Source organism: Rhizobium sp. P1_C7 (genome assembly GCF_056406295.1).
In genome coordinates, this window is sequence record NZ_JBFUAL010000007.1 from 1 (window position 1) to 18,945 (window position 18,945).

General features: G+C 60.9%; 15 protein-coding genes. 8 read left to right on the plus strand and 7 right to left on the minus strand.

Annotated features, from left to right (window positions below):
• A partial coding sequence (locus AC1D2R_RS12470; protein ID WP_477967592.1) for an immunoglobulin-like domain-containing protein occupies window positions 1–3,114 on the plus strand: 3,114 nt, incomplete at its 5' end.
• A gap of 161 nt (window positions 3,115–3,275) precedes the next feature.
• Here the strand turns inward: AC1D2R_RS12470 and AC1D2R_RS12475 are convergent.
• Window positions 3,276–3,839: a GGDEF domain-containing protein gene (locus tag AC1D2R_RS12475; RefSeq protein ID WP_477967593.1), complete on the minus strand. Its 564-nt coding sequence runs from the start codon at window positions 3,837–3,839 to the stop codon at window positions 3,276–3,278.
• A gap of 517 nt (window positions 3,840–4,356) precedes the next feature.
• On the opposite strand from AC1D2R_RS12475, the gene AC1D2R_RS12480 reads away from it, so the two are divergent.
• Genes AC1D2R_RS12480 through AC1D2R_RS12495 form a run of 4 tightly spaced genes read left to right on the plus strand, consistent with a single transcriptional unit; the run spans window position 4,357 to window position 9,847 of the window.
• Entirely contained in the window at window positions 4,357–5,718 is a 1,362-nt protein-coding gene (locus AC1D2R_RS12480) for a TolC family outer membrane protein (protein ID WP_477967881.1), read from the plus strand.
• Between the two features lie 19 nt (window positions 5,719–5,737).
• A complete protein-coding gene (locus tag AC1D2R_RS12485; RefSeq protein ID WP_477967594.1) occupies window positions 5,738–7,900 on the plus strand; it encodes a type I secretion system permease/ATPase in 2,163 nt (720 codons plus the stop codon).
• A complete protein-coding gene (locus tag AC1D2R_RS12490) occupies window positions 7,897–9,186 on the plus strand; it encodes an HlyD family type I secretion periplasmic adaptor subunit (RefSeq protein ID WP_477967595.1) in 1,290 nt (429 codons plus the stop codon). The genes AC1D2R_RS12485 and AC1D2R_RS12490 overlap by 4 nt, the downstream gene beginning before the upstream one ends.
• 1 nt (window position 9,187) lies before the next feature.
• A complete protein-coding gene (locus tag AC1D2R_RS12495; protein ID WP_477967596.1) occupies window positions 9,188–9,847 on the plus strand; it encodes a ribbon-helix-helix domain-containing protein in 660 nt (219 codons plus the stop codon).
• Window positions 9,848–9,880: 33 nt separating this feature from the next.
• On the opposite strand, the gene AC1D2R_RS12500 is transcribed toward AC1D2R_RS12495, so the two are convergent.
• Window positions 9,881–10,099 (minus strand): hypothetical protein, encoded by a 219-nt coding sequence (locus tag AC1D2R_RS12500; protein ID WP_477967597.1) that lies wholly within the window; start codon window positions 10,097–10,099, stop codon window positions 9,881–9,883.
• Window positions 10,100–10,455: 356 nt separating this feature from the next.
• On the opposite strand from AC1D2R_RS12500, the gene AC1D2R_RS12505 reads away from it, so the two are divergent.
• Window positions 10,456–11,004, plus strand: a complete 549-nt coding sequence (locus tag AC1D2R_RS12505) for an alpha/beta fold hydrolase (protein ID WP_477967598.1) — start codon at window positions 10,456–10,458, stop codon at window positions 11,002–11,004.
• 53 nt (window positions 11,005–11,057) lie between these two features.
• Here AC1D2R_RS12505 and AC1D2R_RS12510 read toward each other — a convergent pair whose 3' ends face one another.
• On the minus strand, window positions 11,058–11,786 hold the full coding sequence (locus tag AC1D2R_RS12510; RefSeq protein WP_477967599.1) for a transglutaminase-like cysteine peptidase: 729 nt from the start codon (window positions 11,784–11,786) through the stop codon (window positions 11,058–11,060).
• 483 nt (window positions 11,787–12,269) lie between these two features.
• Here AC1D2R_RS12510 and AC1D2R_RS12515 point away from each other — a divergent pair, with 483 nt between their 5' ends.
• The gene (locus AC1D2R_RS12515; RefSeq protein WP_477967600.1) at window positions 12,270–13,511 is read left to right on the plus strand and encodes an ABC transporter substrate-binding protein; all 1,242 of its coding nucleotides are present in this window, start codon (window positions 12,270–12,272) and stop codon (window positions 13,509–13,511) included.
• A gap of 18 nt (window positions 13,512–13,529) precedes the next feature.
• On the opposite strand, the gene AC1D2R_RS12520 is transcribed toward AC1D2R_RS12515, so the two are convergent.
• The 3 genes from AC1D2R_RS12520 to AC1D2R_RS12530 all read right to left on the minus strand — a co-directional run bounded on the left by AC1D2R_RS12520 (window position 13,530) and on the right by AC1D2R_RS12530 (window position 17,321).
• Window positions 13,530–15,056, minus strand: coding sequence for an ABC-F family ATP-binding cassette domain-containing protein (locus AC1D2R_RS12520; protein ID WP_477967601.1), 1,527 nt, complete (start codon window positions 15,054–15,056; stop codon window positions 13,530–13,532).
• 293 nt (window positions 15,057–15,349) lie between these two features.
• On the minus strand, window positions 15,350–15,736 hold the full coding sequence (locus tag AC1D2R_RS12525; protein WP_477967602.1) for a DUF6984 family protein: 387 nt from the start codon (window positions 15,734–15,736) through the stop codon (window positions 15,350–15,352).
• A gap of 28 nt (window positions 15,737–15,764) precedes the next feature.
• Window positions 15,765–17,321, minus strand: a complete 1,557-nt coding sequence (locus tag AC1D2R_RS12530) for a helicase HerA-like C-terminal domain-containing protein (RefSeq protein ID WP_477967603.1) — start codon at window positions 17,319–17,321, stop codon at window positions 15,765–15,767.
• A 230-nt stretch (window positions 17,322–17,551) separates the two neighbouring features.
• Between AC1D2R_RS12530 and AC1D2R_RS12535 the strand changes: the two genes are divergently transcribed.
• Window positions 17,552–17,947, plus strand: coding sequence for a hypothetical protein (locus tag AC1D2R_RS12535; protein WP_477967604.1), 396 nt, complete (start codon window positions 17,552–17,554; stop codon window positions 17,945–17,947).
• 641 nt (window positions 17,948–18,588) lie between these two features.
• Here AC1D2R_RS12535 and AC1D2R_RS12540 read toward each other — a convergent pair.
• The gene (locus tag AC1D2R_RS12540) at window positions 18,589–18,717 is read right to left on the minus strand and encodes a hypothetical protein (RefSeq protein ID WP_477967605.1); all 129 of its coding nucleotides are present in this window, start codon (window positions 18,715–18,717) and stop codon (window positions 18,589–18,591) included.
• Window positions 18,718–18,945 lie beyond the last annotated feature (228 nt).

Consider the following 18,945-nt stretch of genomic DNA (forward strand, 5'->3'; position numbering starts at 1 on the left):
AGCTACGTGTTCACCGCGACGCTGTCGAGCGCCTCGCACGGCGTCACGATTGTCCACACCGATCAGGGCGACATCACCATCGCCGACGGCCACACCACCGGCACTTTGACGCTCGCCGCCGGCAATGGCGACGACGTCTATACGGACCCGTCATCCCTGACGGCGCAGATTCTTAGCGCAACGGGCGGCGGCTTCGAAAACCTCGTTCCTAACACGACGCCGGCGACCGCACAGGTCACCGACACGAGCGACGCCGTCACCGCGACGCTCACCGCGGGGGACTCTACCTACAGCAACGGCGTCTTCACGATATCGTATACGATCACGCTGTCCGGCCCCACGGGTCCCATCGCACCGCTGGATGCCGAGGGCCTCGTGTTCACCCTTGCCAAGGGCGGCACGATCACACTGCCGCAGGGCCAGACCTCGGTAACGGTCGACCTGCATTTCGGTGCGAACACCTATTCCGGCTCGATCAGTAACTCTATCAACTCGGTCACCGGGCAGAACGAGTATGAGAGCCTGCTCACGACCGGCTCGACCAGTACCCCGGTCAATAGCCCGCCAACTGTCGTCGACTCCGAAAACTGGCTGTCGAGCGATCCGGCTCAGTACACGTCAGGTGCACCGAGCTATCCCAACGGGTATCCGCTGCACATCGAAGCGCCGACCGATGCCGACGGCAACAACCTGGTCGTGAAGGTGTCCGGAACAGTTCCCACGGGCATGTTCTATAACGCCGGCAGCGGCTACGTCGCCCTCACGGCGGGGGTTACGCTCTATGATCCCGCTAACGGCATTAAACTGCTTGACAGCGTGGTCTATCGGCCGACATCGAGCCAGACCGACGCGCAGAACCTGACGCTAAAGCTCGACGTCTATGACGGCACTATGCATGTCACTCAGAACGTCGGGATTCATGAAGTCCCGCCGACGAGCCTGCCTTCGGATGCCCAGCAGATCGGCAGTGGCGGCAGCCCGCTGACCTCGGGCAACGATCAGACCCAGACGCTGACGCTGTCGCAGGGAACGGTCAACGGCATCCTCGCGGATCCGCATGGTTCGACGGTCGTGGTCTATACGGATTTCCAAAAGTCCCCGTTCGCCACGCCCATCCCCGCTGACGAACAAAACCCTGGGGCTTTTGGCGACCCCTCGGCCGGGTCAGCGCGCGAACAAGAAGTCCAGGTGGAGATCCGCATCGGCGCGAACCATTTCGCCGTCGTCGAGGACGACCTGTCGGCCGGCACGTTTGAGCAGAGCTGGTTCTACGACTCTGCAACCGGGCTGATGAAGGCGACGGTCGACTACGACCACATCTATCTGCTAGACGCTGCCGGCAATGCCACCCCCACTACCCTGGCGAGTTACCTGATCGCCAACCCGCCGGCAGCCGGGAACACCTGGACGCTGGTCTATACCGACAATCACGGCGGCAACTTCCAGGCACGAGCGGTAACGTTCGACTTCTTCACCCATAATCCCGGCGACCCGGGTATCCCGGTCACCGGCAACACGACCCTGCCCGATACCATCTACGGGACGTCCGGCGAGGACGTGCTCGCTGGCGGCGGCGGCAATGACATGCTGTACGGCCGGGAGGACCATGACACCCTCAGTGGTGGTATCGGTAACGACATCCTGACAGGCGGAGCGGACGCTGACACCCTGACCGGCGGCAGTGGCGCKGATACGTTCGTCATCGGCAGCGGCGAGTCGCTCGGAACTACCGGCGGAAACGGAGACAGCGGGACTATATCTGGCTACGACATTATCACCGACTTCGATATGACGGCTGATATCCTCAACCTCGCTGGAACCCCATTTGCCGCCGGAAATACTAGCGGTTGGGTCGACGGTACAAACTCGTCGCTGACAATAAACAGCTCTCAGATCAGCAAGCACAGCATCACGAATGGTATCATCACTTTCGAAAACGCCTCCAACAATGTGGTGACGGTGTCGTCGGCGAGCCAGGTCGCGGCGGTCGTGCAGTATCTGCACAAAAACGATTTGGGCAACGCGGGAGCGACCGTCGCCTTCTCGGCGACGGTCAGCGGTACGGCCCATACCTTTATCTACGAACAGGTCGGGGACACCCCCGATGCGAGCAAGGACATTCTGGTCGACCTGCAGAACGTCAACCTGACCAGCGGCGGGACCAGCCTTGCGACGTTGATCGGCAACAGCCACATCGATCCCATCATCCTCGACCTCGACCACAATGGCGTCGCCCTCTCGTCCCTCGACCACGGCGTCCAGTTCGATATCAATGCCGACGGTCACAAGGATCAGATCGCCTGGACGGCCGCCACTGACGGCATCCTGGCGCTCGATCTCGATGGCAACGGCAAGATCGACAATGGCAGCGAGATCTTCTCGCCGCACTTTGCCGGTGGTACCTATGGCGATGGTCTGGCAGCGCTCGCAACGCTCGACAGCAACCACGACGGCAAGATCGATGCGGCCGACGAGGCCTTCTCACAACTCACCGTCTGGCAGGATCTCAACCACAACGGCATCACCGACAGCGGCGAGCTTTCGAGCCTGGCGGATCATTCGATCAGCAGCATCTCGCTCGATGCGACTGCCTCCAATTCGGAGATCAACGGCCAGTCGATCCTCGCCGATGGCAGCTACACGCTGACGGACGGCTCGGCCGGTCACTTTGTCGAGGTGGCCTTCGACACGACGCTTGGCGACAGCGAAAACGGCGTCAATGCCTATTCGCTGATCGGCAGCGACGGCGACGACATCCTGTCGGGCAGCGGCGGCATGTACACGATCTCGGGCGGGGCAGGGGCCGACACCTTCGTTCTAGACGCCGATGCGCTTGCAGACGTCAAGCTCGCCGACGTGATCACCGACTACAAGGCCAGCGAAGGCGATACGCTCGACGTGTCGAAGCTTCTCGACAGCCTGCTCGGCCACGAGGCAAGCGAGGCCGACGCGCTCGCCAGCGTCAAGACGACAGTCAGCGGTGCCGACACCGTGGTCAGTGTCAACGCCAATGGCGGCTGGCATGACGTGGCGGTCCTCCAGAACACCACGGAAGCGGTGAAGATCCTGTTCGACGACAAGCATGACGCGGTCACCGCGCCGCATGTCGGCTGACATTGGGATTGGCTGGCGACGGCAGCATTGCCGATAAAATCGAAAAGGCGCGAAGGCGCCTTTTTCTCGTTCTTCCAAAGGTGAGCCGTCAGCCAGCTTCGCTTGGAATTTAGATCTGCGAGTTCAGGGTGAGGCGCCGCATTCGTCGGGTTGCGCCGGCGCTATGCGGTGGGGAGCCTGGAGATCGGCAGGCCCTCGTCCGCATCCGTGCCGCCGCGCTGCATCGCCATTTCGTCGGCCAGCTGGCGGATATGGTTGAAGTCGGTCGCACCTTCGAAGATGGCGCCGCCGAGCCGGATATCGATCGAAAGCGGCGCATCGCCGGCCGTGAACGAGGCCTCGGCGACACGGCGGCGAATGCGTGTTCCGACATCCTGCGCATTCTCGACCGAGGCACCCGGCAGGAAGACGCCGAGCTCGTTAGAGGCAAGGCGGGCAACCAGGTCGCCGCTTCTGACCGAGGTCTGGATGATGGCGGCCAGCGATTGCATGACGGTGTCGGCCCATTGCGGCCCATAGCGTCGATTGATGGCGTCGAGGCTCTCGATGACGACGGCGATCATCACGCCGCCGGCATCCGTGGCAATTCGCTTCCGGCGGTCGATATAGTGCTCGACAGCAGCGGCGAAGGCCGCGCCGTTCAGTGCCTTGGTAACGCTGTCATGCCGCTGAGCATAGTTGACCGTCTCCTGCAGTCTTTTGATGTCGCTATTCTTGAAGTGCAAGCTGATCAGCAGCGGAAATGCAACAAAAAGAGAAATTGCGGTTGCTCCGGCAAATCCTACCAAAAATGGTCGATCCGGAACGAGAAGGTTTAAGATAAGTAAAGCTCCGATGGATCCCGCCGCGAAGCAAAGAGCGCCGATCACGGCTGTCCGAAGAGCTGAAATGATTGTGGCAGAAGAGTAACGCTGGCCGAAATTCATTGCGGGTCAAATCCGTTTGAAAGTAACGCCAGATAAGCAGAAGCAGGAAAAGCCGGGTTTAAAAAATCCCGTAAAATTCGAGCTTTGCATCGTTTTACATGGGAATTAACTGTCTCGGCAGGAAAGCCCGGCGCGACAATTGGAATGTGGAGAAATTGGTGTTACTTGTTTGCTGAAGTTCTAATTCTTCGGTATACGGGTAGCCGGTGAATTTTGATGTTGAGGGGCATCCGTCTTGTTTAAAGGCAAAAGAATATTCGCAGCGTTGTCTGCAACCGTTGCTTTGAGTTTTGCATTTTATGTCGACGCCAGCGCGATGTCTTTGCAGCAGGCAATCGAAAAGACGATAAAGACCAATCCGCAGGTACTTCAGGCTGCGAAAGATCGTGAAGCGATCGAGTTCGAACTGCGCCAGGCACGCGGTCTGTACTTGCCGTCTGTAGATCTCGAAGCTGGTATTGGGCGTCGACGCCTGTCGAACGACACGACCGGTACTTTGACCTCCGACAGCGACTACTTGTCGCCGGGCGATGTCGGCCTCACGATCAGCCAGACGCTCTATGACGGCGGTGGCCGCAAGGCGCAGGTCGATCAGCAGGCCTCGCGCGTCGATGGTGCTTCCTTTCGGGTTCTCGAACGTTCCGAAGCGCTCGCCCTCGAGGTAACGCAGGACTATCTCGAATTTATGCTGCAGAACCAGATCGTCGCGGCTGCGAAGGAGAACGTTGCCTTTCACACTGCGATGGTCGGTGACATCAACGAAAGCATCAAGGGCGGTGCCCTGACCGATGCCGATCGCCTCCAGGGCAGCGAGCGTCTCCAAGCCGCCAAGGCACGCCAGCGCGAAGCGCTGGAAGAGCTTGAAGCGACCAAGATCCGCTTCCTCAAGGCTGTCGGTGAGCCGATCGTCAATCCGACATCCCCGCCTTCGCTGGCCAAGTACCTGCCGAAGACGCTCAATGACGCCGTTTTCATCGCCGGCAAGAACAGCCCGCGTATCTATTCTGCCAATGCAGACATCGATGCGGCCGACGCCGGCGTTCGCGGCGCGCGCGCCAACTATCTGCCGAAGGTCAATCTTGAAGGCACTGCAATTGTCGGCGACGATATCGATGGCGATGAAGGCAACACCAACGATTACCAGGTTCGTGTCGTCGCCCGCTGGAATCTCTATCGCGGCGGCATCGATGTTGCCCGCGAGCAGGAACAGATCCGTCGCGCCGGCGAGCAGCGTTATGCGCTTGCCCAGGTTCAGCGCGAGGTTCAGGAGTCCGTCAGGTCTGCCTGGAACGAGCGCGCCAGCCGTAGCGACCTTTCCGGCATCCTCGGCAAGCAGGCGGAGATCAACAACCAGCTCGTTGGTTCCTATCGCGAGCAGTTCAAGGTCGGACAGCGTTCGTTGCTCGACGTTCTCGATGCCCAGAACACCAAGTTCAACACCAAGGTTCTCGCAGACACTGCGCGCGTCGCCTCCCTGTTTGCCGAGTACAAGATCCTGGCCGCATCAGGCAATCTGCTTCAGACGATGAAGCTGAAGCCGGTCGAGCAGGCCAAGGAGTATGCGCGGCAAGATTTTGCTGTCCCCGCGAGCGTTCCGAATCCCGGATATGTCGAGCTGAATTCTCATCAGACGCCCGGCATGCCGTTGGATCTCCTAGCGCCCATTCGACAGCAGTAGCCGAGATGGCCATGGAACCATGCTGAACGTAGCGCTAGAACCGACCACCGGCACGCCGCTTCAAACATTCAAAGCTGCTTTCAAATCAGTGGCTGCGTTCTATGGCCGACCGAGCTCAGATACCGTTCTCTTCTCCGGGCTTCCGGATGAGGTGACTGAATCGCTCGACGCCGACGACGTCGAGAGGATGGCGGAGCGGATCGGTCTACAGGTCATCAAGCACCAGGAGCGCGATTGTCGCCTGGGCAATTTCGATTGCCCGGCGATTGTCGCCTTTGCCGATGGCACCGTGCTTCCCGTGTTGGAAGTCGGCGAGGACGGCTCCTATGTGACCGAAATTGTCCCTGTCGCCGGAAATCCCATCCGCCTGACACGCGAGGAATTCGTCGCGCTGCGGCCGCAGATAGCCTTCGCCTTCACGCTCTACTACCAGAATGCCTCGGAGGAGGCGCTGGTCGGCAACGCTGTCGAGATCGAGAAACGCCACTGGCTGGCGACGACGCTGGCGCCCTACTGGCGCACCTACGTCCGCGTCATGGTCGCCGCCCTGTTCATCAATCTGATCGCGCTCGGCTCGCCTCTCTTCACGATGAACGTCTACGATCGGGTGCTCCCCAACAAGGCGATCCCGACGCTCTGGGTGCTGGCGGCCGGTATTTCGCTTGCCTACATCTTCGATTTTCTCCTGAAGACGGCACGCTCCTCGCTGATCGACTACGCCGGCCGCAAGGCCGACCTGCGCCTGTCGCAACTGCTGTTCGACAAGGTGCTGAATTCGACGCTGGCATCGCGGCCGATGTCGACGGGCGAATACGCCAATCGCGTCACCCAGTATGAGTTCGTGCGAGAGTTCTTCACCTCGAACACGATCGGCGTGCTGATCGACAGCCTGTTCGTTTTCATCTTCCTGGCCGTCATCTATCTGATATCGGGTTGGCTGGTGGTCATTCCCGCCGTCGCCTTCCTGCTGTCCGTGGTGATCGGTCTCTATGCCCAGGCGGCGATCGGCAAGCGCATGGCAACCGCTGCCAACGAGGCTTCGCGCCGCCAGTCGCTTCTCGTCGAGACGATTTCGACGATCGAAACGCTGAAGAGCCTGCGGGCCGAGGCGACCATGCTGCGCCGCTGGCAGGAGCTCTCGAAATACTCGAGCCGTACCAGCGAGGAAATCAAGCACGTTTCCACGAACGCAATCAACCTGACGATGTTCGTTCAGCAGATGGTGAGCGTGCTGATCGTGATTGCCGGCACATACGAATTCTCCGAGGGCCGCATTGCCATGGGCGCGATCGTCGCGACCGTGATGCTGGCGAGCCGCGCCGGTGCTCCGCTCGGCCAGATCGCCATGACGTTGGCACGCTTTCGGCAGGCGACGATGTCGCTGCGCATTCTCGACAGAATCATGGATCAGCCGGACGACAGGCCGTCCACCGTCGGTTTCGTCAACCGCGAGATTGCGCGCGGCGCCTTCAGCTTCCAGGACGTGTCGTTCCAGTATCCGGGCTCCGACTACCCTGTGATCAACAAGCTGTCCTTCACGGTCGCTCCCGGCGAGCGGATAGGCATCATCGGCCGTATCGGTTCCGGCAAGACCACGCTCGGGCGCCTGCTTGATGGCCTGTTTGCGCCGTCGGGCGGCCGCGTGATGATCGATGGCGTCGATATCCGCCAGTATCACATGGCCGAGGTGCGCTCCGCCGTCGCGGTGGCTGGCCAGTCATCCGATCTCTTCTCGGGCACCGTCAAGGAAAACCTCCTCATGGGCCGCGCCGATGCCAGCGACGAAGAGTTGCTGGAAGTCGCCCGCATGACCGGCGTCGACGAATTCGTCGGCAATCATCCGCGCGGTTTCGACATGCCGGTGGGCGAACGCGGCACCAATCTGTCGAGCGGCCAGAAGCAGGCGCTGACGATTGCCCGGTTGCTTCTGACCAGGCCCAAGGTCGTGTTCCTCGACGAGCCGTCAGGCGCCATGGATCTTGCTACCGAGAGGCATCTCATTGCTCGCCTGTCCAAGGCCTTCAGCCGTGAGACGACGCTGCTGATCGCCACGCACCGCTACAGCATGCTCGAACTGGTAGACCGCCTGATCGTCATCGACAAGGGTCGGATCATCGCCGACGGGCCGAAGCAGGCCGTCATCGAAGCGATGCAGCGCAAGCCGGCGGGGCAGGCGTCATGACCAATCGCCACGACAATCCGCCACTTCTGGCACGCGGTATTCTGGCGCTTGTGGCGCTTGTGGTCGCCAGCTTCGTTGCCTGGGCCGCCATTGCCAACATCAACGAGATCGCGCGCGGCGAAGGTAAGGTCATTCCCGTATCGAAGACGCAGATCATCCAGTCGTCGGAGCCGGGCGTCGTGCAGCAGATTGCCGTCGTCCTCGGTCAGGTCGTCCGCAAGGGCCAGCTTCTGGTGCAGCTTGACAACACGACTACGACCTCGTCCCTCGGCGAATCCGTTGCCAAGGCGCGGGCGCTGGGCGCCAAGGTAGCGCGCCTGAAGCTCGAGGAAGACGGCAAGTACGACGTGCCGTTCATCTGCCCGGACGATATCCTGTCGGTGGCAAAGGAGGTATGCTCCAACGAAGCGCAATTGTTCGCAGCCGACCGCGCCAGCTACCAGAATAAGCTCGGCGTGCTGCAGGAGCGCGTTCGTCAGCGTGAGAACGAACTCGGCGAGGCACGCGCCAATATCGACCGGCTGCAGCAGAACATCGACGGCGCGCAGCGCCAGTACGACCTGATCTATCCGCTGTCGCAAAAGAAGCTCGTTGCACAGACAGAGGTGCTGAAGGTCGAGCGCGACCTCACCGATCAGCAGGGTCAGCTCAAGGTCTATGAGGAGAGCCTCGACCGGCTTCAGGGCGCAATTCAGGAGGCCAAGCTTCAGCTCGGCGATCTGGCGTTGGAGCTTCGTCAGCAGGCGTTGACCGAGAAGGCACAGGCGCTGGCCGAGCTGTCGGTGGTCGACGAGACCGTTCGCGGAGCCTCCGATCGCGTCAAGCGCACCGATATCCGCTCGCCGGTGGACGGCATCGTCAACACGCTGGAGGTCAACACGATCGGCGCCTATGTGGATCCGGGCCGCGTCATCGCCGGCATCGTTCCTACGGCGGACATATTGCTGGTCGAAGCCAAGATCTCGCCGCGCGACGTCGCCTTCGTCCGCCGCGGCCAACCTGCGATTGTCAAGGTCACGGCTTACGATTTCTCGATCTTCGGCGGCCTCGAAGGCGTCGTCGAGAACATCTCGGCCGACAGCCTTGTGGAGAAGGAAAAGGGGGAGACCTACTATCTCGTCCAAGTCAAGACTGACCGCTCGGAGTTGGAGCGCAACGGCAAGTCCTATCCCATCATCCCCGGCATGGTCGCTTCGGTCGAAATCATGACCGGCAGCAAGACCGTGCTCAGCTATCTCATGAAGCCGATCAACAAGGCGCGCACTGAAGCGCTGACGGAGCGGTAGAATGCAGATCATCAAGCCCGGCAGCAACGTCGTTTCCGATCTAGAGCCGATCGATGAACCTTTGCCCGCCATCGACGCGGAAGAGATCGAACCGCGTTTCCGGGCCGTCGTCGGGCGTGGCGGCGAGCGCCGCGGCATTCGCCTTGAGCGGATCTACTGGGACGGCCTCGGCCGCATGTCGACATCGGGCAAGATGTCGACGGCAGATCTCGTGCAGTACACAGCGTCGCAGATGCCGGAATCCGGCAACCTCGCTTCGCTTCTGCGGGTGCTCAGCCTGAAATGGGCGCTACGCCGGCTGGATACGGTCGAAGACATCTCGTCGATGGCCAATATCAACGCCATCATCCAGGCATCTCCGTCGCCGACGATCCTACTGACGCGGGAAAAGAAGGTGCAGCTGTTCAACGATCCCTTCCTGTCGATGTTGCGCCAGCGTCTGCCGCTCAGCGACACAGCGCAGCTGACCAGGGGGCTGCGATTCTCCATCGATACGCAGATCGAGGAGGCGATAGAGACGCTGCGCCGCAACAAGGGCAAGACGCTGAACACCGGCTTCGGCATCGCAGTCGGCACGCAGACGATGAAGGGCCAGATCAACCTTGCCCTGGCACCGACGCACGAAAAGTCGATGCTGATCGGTTACATCTCGCGATACTGATCGCGGCGACCTTTCGCGCGAAACGCTCGCGCGTCACTTCTGGCGCTTGAAGGTCCATTTTACGACATACTCGCCACTGCGCTTCTTTTTGGTCTTGGTCCTCAACCGGACAGGTCCGCCCAGCGCGATCTCGGCATTCTCGAAGGCCTGGCGGGCTTCGGCCATGGCGCTGTGATAGGCGCTGTTGTCACGCTTCGGGCTCTCGGCAATCGCTTTGAGAATGGCGATCGTGTCTGGCTTGTCTTCGGCCATGAATGGTCGCTCTCCAGGCGCTGCGCCGCGGCCGCGTCTATTCACGCCGCGGCAAATCGGTTCAATACACCAACCGGCACCCTCTTCTCAATCCAATCCTGCCTGCGTGGGTGTGCCTTGGCGGAACGATGCCCTCCTTCAGTCGATGAGTTTTACGTCCGCATTTACCGCAACCGACCGACCCGAAGCGGGATTTCGAGCTCATGTTCCACCTTTATGGACCGACGAAAGCCATGTTCGGCAAGATCTGGGTGCTGCCGGACATCGAGCGGTGCGTAGACAGGGGCAAAAAGTGATCCGCCCGCGGGCTAGCCCCCCGTCTTGCGTCCGTCTGTGTCGTCGAATAAAATTCAGTAATGGCGAGGCAGATCCTTTTCGTTCAAGGAGCGGGCGAAGGAACCTACGATCGGTGGGACAGCAAGCTCGTCGCGAGCCTCGAGCGCGAGCTCGGCGAAAGCTACGCCGTCCGCTATCCCCGAATGCCCTGCGAGGACGATCCCGGCTACGCGGACTGGAAGGCTGCGCTCATGAGCGAATTCAAATCCCTGGAAGACGGGGCAATTCTCGTGGGCCACTCCGTCGGCGGCACCATTTTGATCCGCTTGCTGGCCGAACTGCCACCGAAACCGAGCTTTGGAGGTGTATTTGTCATCGCTGCGCCCTTCTTCGGTGATGGCGGGTGGCCGGGCGATGACGACGATGGCACGGATCTCTCGGGACGCCTGCCGTCCGGCGTTCCCGTCTATCTCTATCATGGTACCGACGACGCCGTGGTACCAACTGCCCATGTCCATCTCTATGCGAAAGCGATTCCGCACGCCGTGGTCCGCACGTGCGAACGCAGGGATCACCAGCTCGACAATGATATGAGCGATCTCGCGCGCGACATCCGTTCAGTGGGGTAGGCCGGGTTCCGGTTCGTGCGCCGGGCAAGCCTGCGCTCCACCCTGGCGCCGCTTCAGAAGGCGACGCCTTCGCCGGGTGCGACTTTCTCGATCGGCATGGCAGACGCCATCTGGCTTCCGCCGACGCGTGAACCGTGGATGTAGCCCTTGCCGCCGGCAATCGAGTAGAGCGGCATATAGTCGGGCAGTCGCGTGTCCGGCAGCACCTCGTCGCGCATGTTGTCTAGGATGAAGCGGTTGCCGTTGACGGAGACGGACAGGATGGCGTGGTAGAAGTGCCGCCTCTGGTCGAATAGCACGACCACCGCCATGTCCTTGAGGTCTATGCCCTCGGCATGCAGAGCTGCCATCTTCAGGATCGCGAAGTCTTCGCAATCGCCCTGCTGGCGCGCGAGCGTCTCGCCCGGCGTCGCCCAATAGTCGGCGACCTTGTAGGTGTCGATGTCGCGGCGGTAGCCGATCGTATGGTTGATCGTGGTGTTGACCGCATTCATCTTGTCGCGGATGGAGGCCTGCGAGGTTCTGGTGAAGGCTGCCTTGATCGCCACGACCGCATCTGAACACTTGCCGGCGCCGCAGGCGATCGCCGTGCCGTCGTTCATTTCCGACAGCGAAGGGGCCAGTCTCTTGAGCGCTGCAAGACGCTTGAAGGGGATCGCGACCGATCCGAACACAGCGCTGTCCGTTGGTGCCGCTGCAACAAGCGGCTGAACCGTTGAATTCACGGATGCGGTGTTCTCACGCGTCAATCCGGCGGGCGCAGGCTCAAAAGATTGCGTCAAGGCTGCAACATCCATCGAGACGATTGTCCGCACGATGCTGTGTCCTACAACGGCGAGCAGATCGGCAAAGCCGACAATGCTTGCACTCTGCGCCAGTTCGCGGGCAACGGATGTCGAAAGCGAATCGGAGTATAGAGTATTATTTGACTGCGTATTGTAGGGAGCTGATGCGGAAGCGTTTGCGAATGGTAAAGATAAAATAGTAGAAACTAATGTAATAACTGCAATCGTGATGGATTTTATTGTTGTTTTCACGGGCGTAATTTCTCCCTGCTTCGGAAGAAATGTAAGAAATAGCTATAAATATGAGGTATTTAAGCGTAGGTAACTTTGGACAAAATTATATGTTCAAAAAAGCAGAAAATTTTAGTGTTTCCCTCAACCAAGTTTGGGTGAAGGGTTTGCTTTCGCCTGTCGCCTGTGCAGATATGATGCCAGAAAAATAGCCGTTCCAGACGGCATTGATTGGGTTGGGGGGGCATCGTGACAGTGCATTTGAAGGGGCAGGCGCGGAACTCGCATGGTTTACGGCGGCCGCAACAGCCATTGAATGCCCGCGGCGGAGCGAAGTCTGTAGCAAGGCTCCTGGCATTTCTGGTCGTTGCCTCCTGCGGCGCGCTGGCAGCGTGTCAGTCCGATGTCGATGGCATCGCCAAGAATGTGAAGACCAACGACATCAAGCCGCCGTCCACCGAGGTCGAGGAATCATTCGGCGAGAATGGCGCCGAAATTACCTTGCTGTTGCAGAAGGGGCCGAGCGGCCTCTATGAGGGCGCTTCCCGCGACATACGCGATGGTTCTGCCTTGAGCGTTGGCGAGCTGGGCGGCAATCAGGCCTTCGTGAAGGTTGTGGACGTGGCGGGTGGCGCAGCCGGCGTACCAGCGGCGGTCGCAGCCGCCAAGGCCAGAAACTCGGCACTGCTCGTCAGCTACGTTCAGCCGGCGGTTGCCGCGGCCATCGCCGCGATGCCTTCGGACCAGCGGCCGCCTCTGGTCAACATCGGAGCCGCCGTGCCGGCGACGGCAGGCAATGTCTACAATCTCGTGTCCGACGAGGTCGATAGCGCGATCGAGGGCGTGCGTGCGTCGTTTGCCAGTGGCCACAAGAAAGTGGTTGTTTTCGCCCAGAAGGATTTCCCGCAGGCCGGCGAGGCGCAGCTTGCCAACGCCATTCGCGCCGCCGGCGGCACCTTCGTCGGCATCGCCCGCTACGATCTGACCGATGCATCCGCCGCCGATGCCGTTCAGAAAACTAGACCGCTGCTGCAGACCGCGGATACCGTGCTCATCCTCGGCCGCACCGCGATTGCCACCACCGTGGAAGGTGCCGTCAAGGTGGGCGGACAGATCAATCTCAATTTCATCGGCACCAGCGCCTGGCCGCCCCAGGCCTATACGGAGAAGACTGCCAACGGCACGCTGATCGCAATGGTCGAGCCCGAGGGCGCATCTCTGATCGCCGATCGCTTTCAGCGTCACTACAAGCGCCCGCTCTCAACTGATGCGGCCTACGGCTACGACGCCGTCGCCATCGCCTCGGGTATCATCCGCACCAAGGGGCCGGAAGGTCTCAACGCGCAGAACCTGACCAGCAAGGTCGGTTTCCGCGGCGTGACGGGCCTCTTCCGGCTGACGCCCACCGGTCTCGTCGAGCGGCGCCTGAGCCTCTATGCGATCAGCGGCGGCAAGCTCAACGTGCTCGCCGCCGCCCCGGCTTCGTTCTGATTTCAGTCGCGCGCCAGATCAGGGCGCAGCGGCCGCCGAGGCGAAAAAGGCCTCTGGGCTCTCCACCTCGATAAGCCTCTTCCGTTCGATCAGCCAGAAACGATTGCCGACTGTCCGGATGAAACGGCGGTCGTGCGAGACGAGCAGGCAGCTCGCCTGTTGTGTCATCAGTTCGGCTTCCAGTGCTTCCTGGCCCTCGATATCAAGATGGTTTGTGGGCTCGTCGAGGAGGTAGAAGTTCGGATTGGCGAGCCGTAGCGCGAGCATGCCGAGACGTGCCTTCTGTCCGCCCGAAAGGCGGCCAATCGGCTTGTCCTGCATCTCGATGGTCATGCCGGCGCCGGCTAGAAGAGCCCGCGCACGCTGGTCGCCGACGTCGAAGCGCCGAACGATCGTCCGCATCGGCGTCTCGCTGTCGGAAAGATCGGCAAGCGCCTGGTCGCCGTAGCCAAGAACCAACGATGGCGTTGCCTTGATGTCGGCTGGTGCGGGCTCGACGCCCATCACCGCCTTGCGCAGCATCGCAACCAGGCGGCTCTTGCCAACCCCGTTTGCTCCGAGAAGGACGATGCGGTCGCCCTGGCAGATGAACTGCTTTCCTGTCCGGAAGAGAGGCGTGCCGTCGGGTATCTCCACAGTCGCGTCATCCAGCGTCAGCAGCACCTTTGCATGTGTGCCGCGATTGGCGAGCCGGATGGCGCCGGACGAGCGCTCGAGATGCGCCGGCTTTGCCGCATCCTCCAGCCTGTCGGCCCGCTGCTTCAGCTGCTTTGTCTTCACCCCCAGCAGGTCGCTACCGGAGTTGATGCCGATGTTGTTGAGTTTGGCTGCCTGTTGACGAAGCTGCTGCGCGGTCTTCATGTCCCGCTGGTAGCGCCGCTCTTCGGAGGCGTCCGACTCGTCGAGCGCAGCGCGCGCCTGGCTGTAGGGAAGGGCGAAGACATGGGATTGATCGGGTCGCAGGAACAGCGTCCGGTTCGTCGTCGCGTCCAGAAAGGCGCGGTCATGGCTGGAGATGATCACGGGCATGTCGCGCGGCAGGGCATTCAGCCATTCCTCAAGCCGCGTGATCTTCCCGAGATCGAGGTGGTTCGTCGGCTCGTCGAGCAACAGGACGTCGGGTTCGGTCACCCAGACACGGGCGAGCATCGCCAGCCGCTGCCAGCCGCCGCTCAGCTGGCCGACCGGCCGCTCCCTGAGGTCTTCGGGAACCTCCAGCGATTCCAGCACCATGTCGACGCGCCAGCTTTCGTTCACCTGCTGGTCGGCAGGCAACACCTTCAGGACGGCCAGGTGGAACGGCAGCGGGAGGAGGGCACGCGGTACGTCCTGGTCGACATGGCCGATCGTCAATCCGCGCGAGCGCGCCACGTCGCCTTCGGTCGCTTCCAGAGTACCGGCAAGGCATCGCAACAATGTCGACTTGCCGCGTCCGTTAGCGGCAACGAGGCCTATGCGATCACCGCTGCTGACGGTGAGATTGAGCTTGGAAAACAGCGTCGTGCCGAGCGTGACGCCGAGATTGCGGATATTGATGAGAGTCATGATCTTGCCCTGGTCTTACGAGCGAGTACGGCTGCGAGGGCCATCGGCCTTCATCGCGTGCGTGTGCTCAAGCTCGGTGGATTCTGAAAAACGCAGCCGAGCGACAGCTCGGATCTGCATTGCCACGAGGGGCAGACCAGGAAGAGATTTTGGAGAAACGGTCTCTGGTCAGCCCTGCAAACGCATCTGCAGGGCGTTGACGGGGCCACGCTGGCGGTTGAACCGGAAATATGTCTTCACCCGTAGCCCTCCTTTCCAAGTCGCCATGAATTAAACATCGGCCGTGAGAATTTTCAACCGTGCTGTTCGTATGAGGTGACGAGGAAGATGCTCTCTGCCTCGATATCGCGCAGGATTGTGCCGCCGTCGCTGCGGTAGATCAGGAGTTCGCAGAGAAGACCCGCCGCCTCGAAAAGAATAATGTCAATGAGGGGCCCGTAGGGGTCGGGCGAGTCCTTGTCGTCGAAATAGGCCGACGCGATGGGACGAACAATCGCGCCAGCCGCTATATCGGCCTTGTCGCGCGGCCGAAGCCGCAGGGAGCCGAACTCATCGATCTCGGCCGCGCGGTAATTCTCGATATCCCAGGCCGGCGCGACATTGCCTCGGGAGGCGTGGCGCACCAGCCGCTCGATGATCCGCTTTTCAGCGGCGGTCAGCTCTCTCCACGTCACCGTCACGAGGTTGCTTCCGACATGGTTGGCGGGCCTACCGTTTCAGGCTTCCGAGGATGCCGCGTACCAGCGCGCGGCCGACCTGCGTGGCAACGGTGCGGGCGACGCTCTTCATCGCCGCCTCGACCACCGTTTCGCGCTGATAACCGGCTGAGCGGGTACGGCCCTGGGCCGGTTTGTCCTGGTTGTCGTCGTCGCCGAACCCCGGCAGCGGCCAGCGGCCGGAAGCGCCGCCTTCGGTCGGCTGGTTCTGCTGCGCCTGCTTTGCCGCGTCGGAATCGGAGGCTCTTTTCGCCCTGGCGGCCAGGATCTCGAAAGCGGACTCGCGATCGAGGTCCTCGTCATAGACCCCGATAACCGGGCTCTTGTCCATGACCTGCTGGCGCTCTGCATCGGTGAGCGGCCCGACGCGGCCGGACGGCGGGCGGATCAGCGTGCGCTCGACGATCGAGGGCGAGCCCTTCGCCTCCAGCGTTGAAACCAGCGCCTCGCCGGTGCCGAGAGTGGTGATCACGGTCGCGCAGTCGAAGGCCGGGTTGGGGCGGAAGGTATCGGCGGCGGTCTTCACCGCCTTCTGCTCGCGCGGCGAATAGGCGCGCAGCGCGTGCTGCACGCGGTTGCCGAGCTGGGCCAGCACGGTCTCGGGCACATCAAGCGGGTTCTGCGTCACGAAATAGACGCCGACGCCCTTCGAGCGGATGAGGCGAACGACCTGCTCCACCCGCTCGGTCAGGACTTTCGGCGCGTCGTTGAACAGCAGGTGCGCTTCGTCGAAAAAGAAGACCAGGTTCGGCTTTTCCGGATCGCCCACCTCTGGCAGCTCCTCGAAAAGCTCAGATAGCAGCCACAGAAGAAATGTCGCGTAGAGCCGCGGGTTCATCATCAGCTTGTCTGCGGCAAGCACGGAGATTTGGCCGTAGCCGCGGTTGTTGGTGCGCATGATATCGGTGATCTTGAGCGCCGGCTCCCCGAAGAAGTGCTCGGCACCTTGCTGTTCGAGGACCAGCAGCCCGCGCTGTATCGATCCGACGGATGCCTTCGAAATCAGTCCGTACTGGTTGGAAAGCTCGCTTGCGTTCTCGGCCATGTAGTTCAGAAGCGACGAGAAATCCTTGAGGTCGAGCAACGGCAGCCCGCCCTTGTCGGCGATCTTGAAGGCGATGTTGATCACGCCTTCCTGCGGCTCGGACGCGTCCATAAGTCGCGACAGAAGCAGGGGCCCCATCTCGGCGATGGTGGTGCGCACGCGATGGCCCTTTTCGCCGAAAAGGTCCCAGAAGATCACCGGGAACTGATCGAACTCGTAGTCGTCGAAGCCGATCTGCTCGGCGCGCTTCGTGAGAAAGTCTTTCGGCTCGCCCTTGACGGCTATGCCGGAAAGGTCGCCCTTGATGTCAGCGCAGAAGACCGGAACGCCTGCCCTTGAAAATCCCTCGGCCAGCACCTGAAGCGTCACGGTCTTGCCGGTGCCGGTGGCGCCGGTCACCAGACCGTGGCGGTTTCCGAACTTGAGATCGAGATATTCGGGCTTGTTGATGCCGTCATCCGGCTTGCGGCTGACACCTACGAAAATCTTGCCTTCCTCGAGCATTTCGGAACTTCTCCTAAGACGGTTGGCGCCCTTGCGTCAAAATGCGGAGCGCGGTTTCCGCGCGGTCATTGAAATATCGTTTGCCTGTTATAAGCAGGGAGTCCAGTGCGGACAACTGTCTGCACCAAAAGGAAAACTAGGATATGGCCTGCTATCGCAGCGGGCGGCTTGAGTTGCCTGATAAAGTCGATTAACGTTGACGTGAACGTCAAATAAACAGGAGGCTGACGATGAATGAAATGGTGGATCAGATTGCCGCGCGAGTGGGTATTCCGGCAGAAGTGGCGGAGAAGGCAGTCGGCATGATGCTCGGCTTCCTGCAGCGCGAAGCGGCCGATGGTCCGGTCGCCAAGATGATTGAAGCCATTCCCGGCGCTTCCGAGCTCGTTGCCAAGTACAACGGCGAAGGCCAGAGCGGCGGTGGAATCCTTGGCAGCATCATGGGAGCGCTCGGCGCCGGCGGTGGCGTGATGGCGCTGGGCCAGCAGTTGATGTCCGAGGGCCTCGGCATGGGCGAGATCACCACGCTTGCCAAGGAAACGATCGCGATTGCCGAGCAGCACGCCGGCAAGGATGTGGTCGATGAAGTCGTGGCCTCGGTCCCGGGCCTGAGCCAGTTCGTCTGAGGCGGGCCGCATAGGAATTGGATGGCGGGCGGATCTCTTCCGCCGGTCATCGCATGGGTGGTGGCCGTTCATATTTGACTATTGCCTGCTGCCTTGCAGGCCGAGCCAGACTATCGATTGATCCCGGGCAGTTTGTCTGTCCGCGTCGTCGACAAAATCCGGCCCGCAAAATTGCCGGATGGACGCCGTGTCGGCTTCGGTAAACTGCCGATGCCTCGAGCCGGCGATAACATGGCGCCAGGCGCAGCCAAGGACACGGTCCTCGATGATGGCGTTGTCACAACCTGTGCTGAGGCAAAAGGCAACTGCTCGCTGGCTCTCGGAAGCGCCGCTGACCGCGTCCGCGTAGGTCTCACGCCATGTTTCGCGGATACCCATGCAGCGACTTGGTGCAGCACTTTTGCTGCAATTGGTTTTCGCGATATAGTCGTCAGCAGGCGGCCAGTCGGCAAACTCCGCCAGACTGACGCAACCGCAAGCCAGAAGAGCGGCGGTAACCCACTGCAATAGCAATCCCCGTTCTCGCGCAACCAGACGGCCCGCGGGAATCACCGCAAGTCCTCTCTGAATCTAATACGTGTTTTCAGCGCTTGCCAGAAGCCGGTTTCGGCACTGGACAGGGTAGTCAATTGGGCAGCTGGTTAGTGCTTGCTTTTCGTTTCGCGCGCCAGCTTCAATATGACGTCGTCGGCCGCATCGGCCAGAGCCATGGCAATCTCCGCCGCCTTCCACCCTCTCTTTTCGCCATTGCGTATAAGCTCGAAGAGCATGGGTTCAAATTCGGACCTGCAGGTCTCCATTCGTTGGTCGGAGCGATTCTTGGAAGATTGAATATCAGTCATCTCAATACCCCAGATTTAGAGGGTAGATTTAACAAGGCGGCTGAGGAGCGCAAGTAAATATGTTAATCGACCATTAATAATTCGATTATTTGAGTCGTTTCAACCGCAAATCACTGAAAACGTAAGAAGGGCTCGCCGGGGTTTGACGAGCCCGCC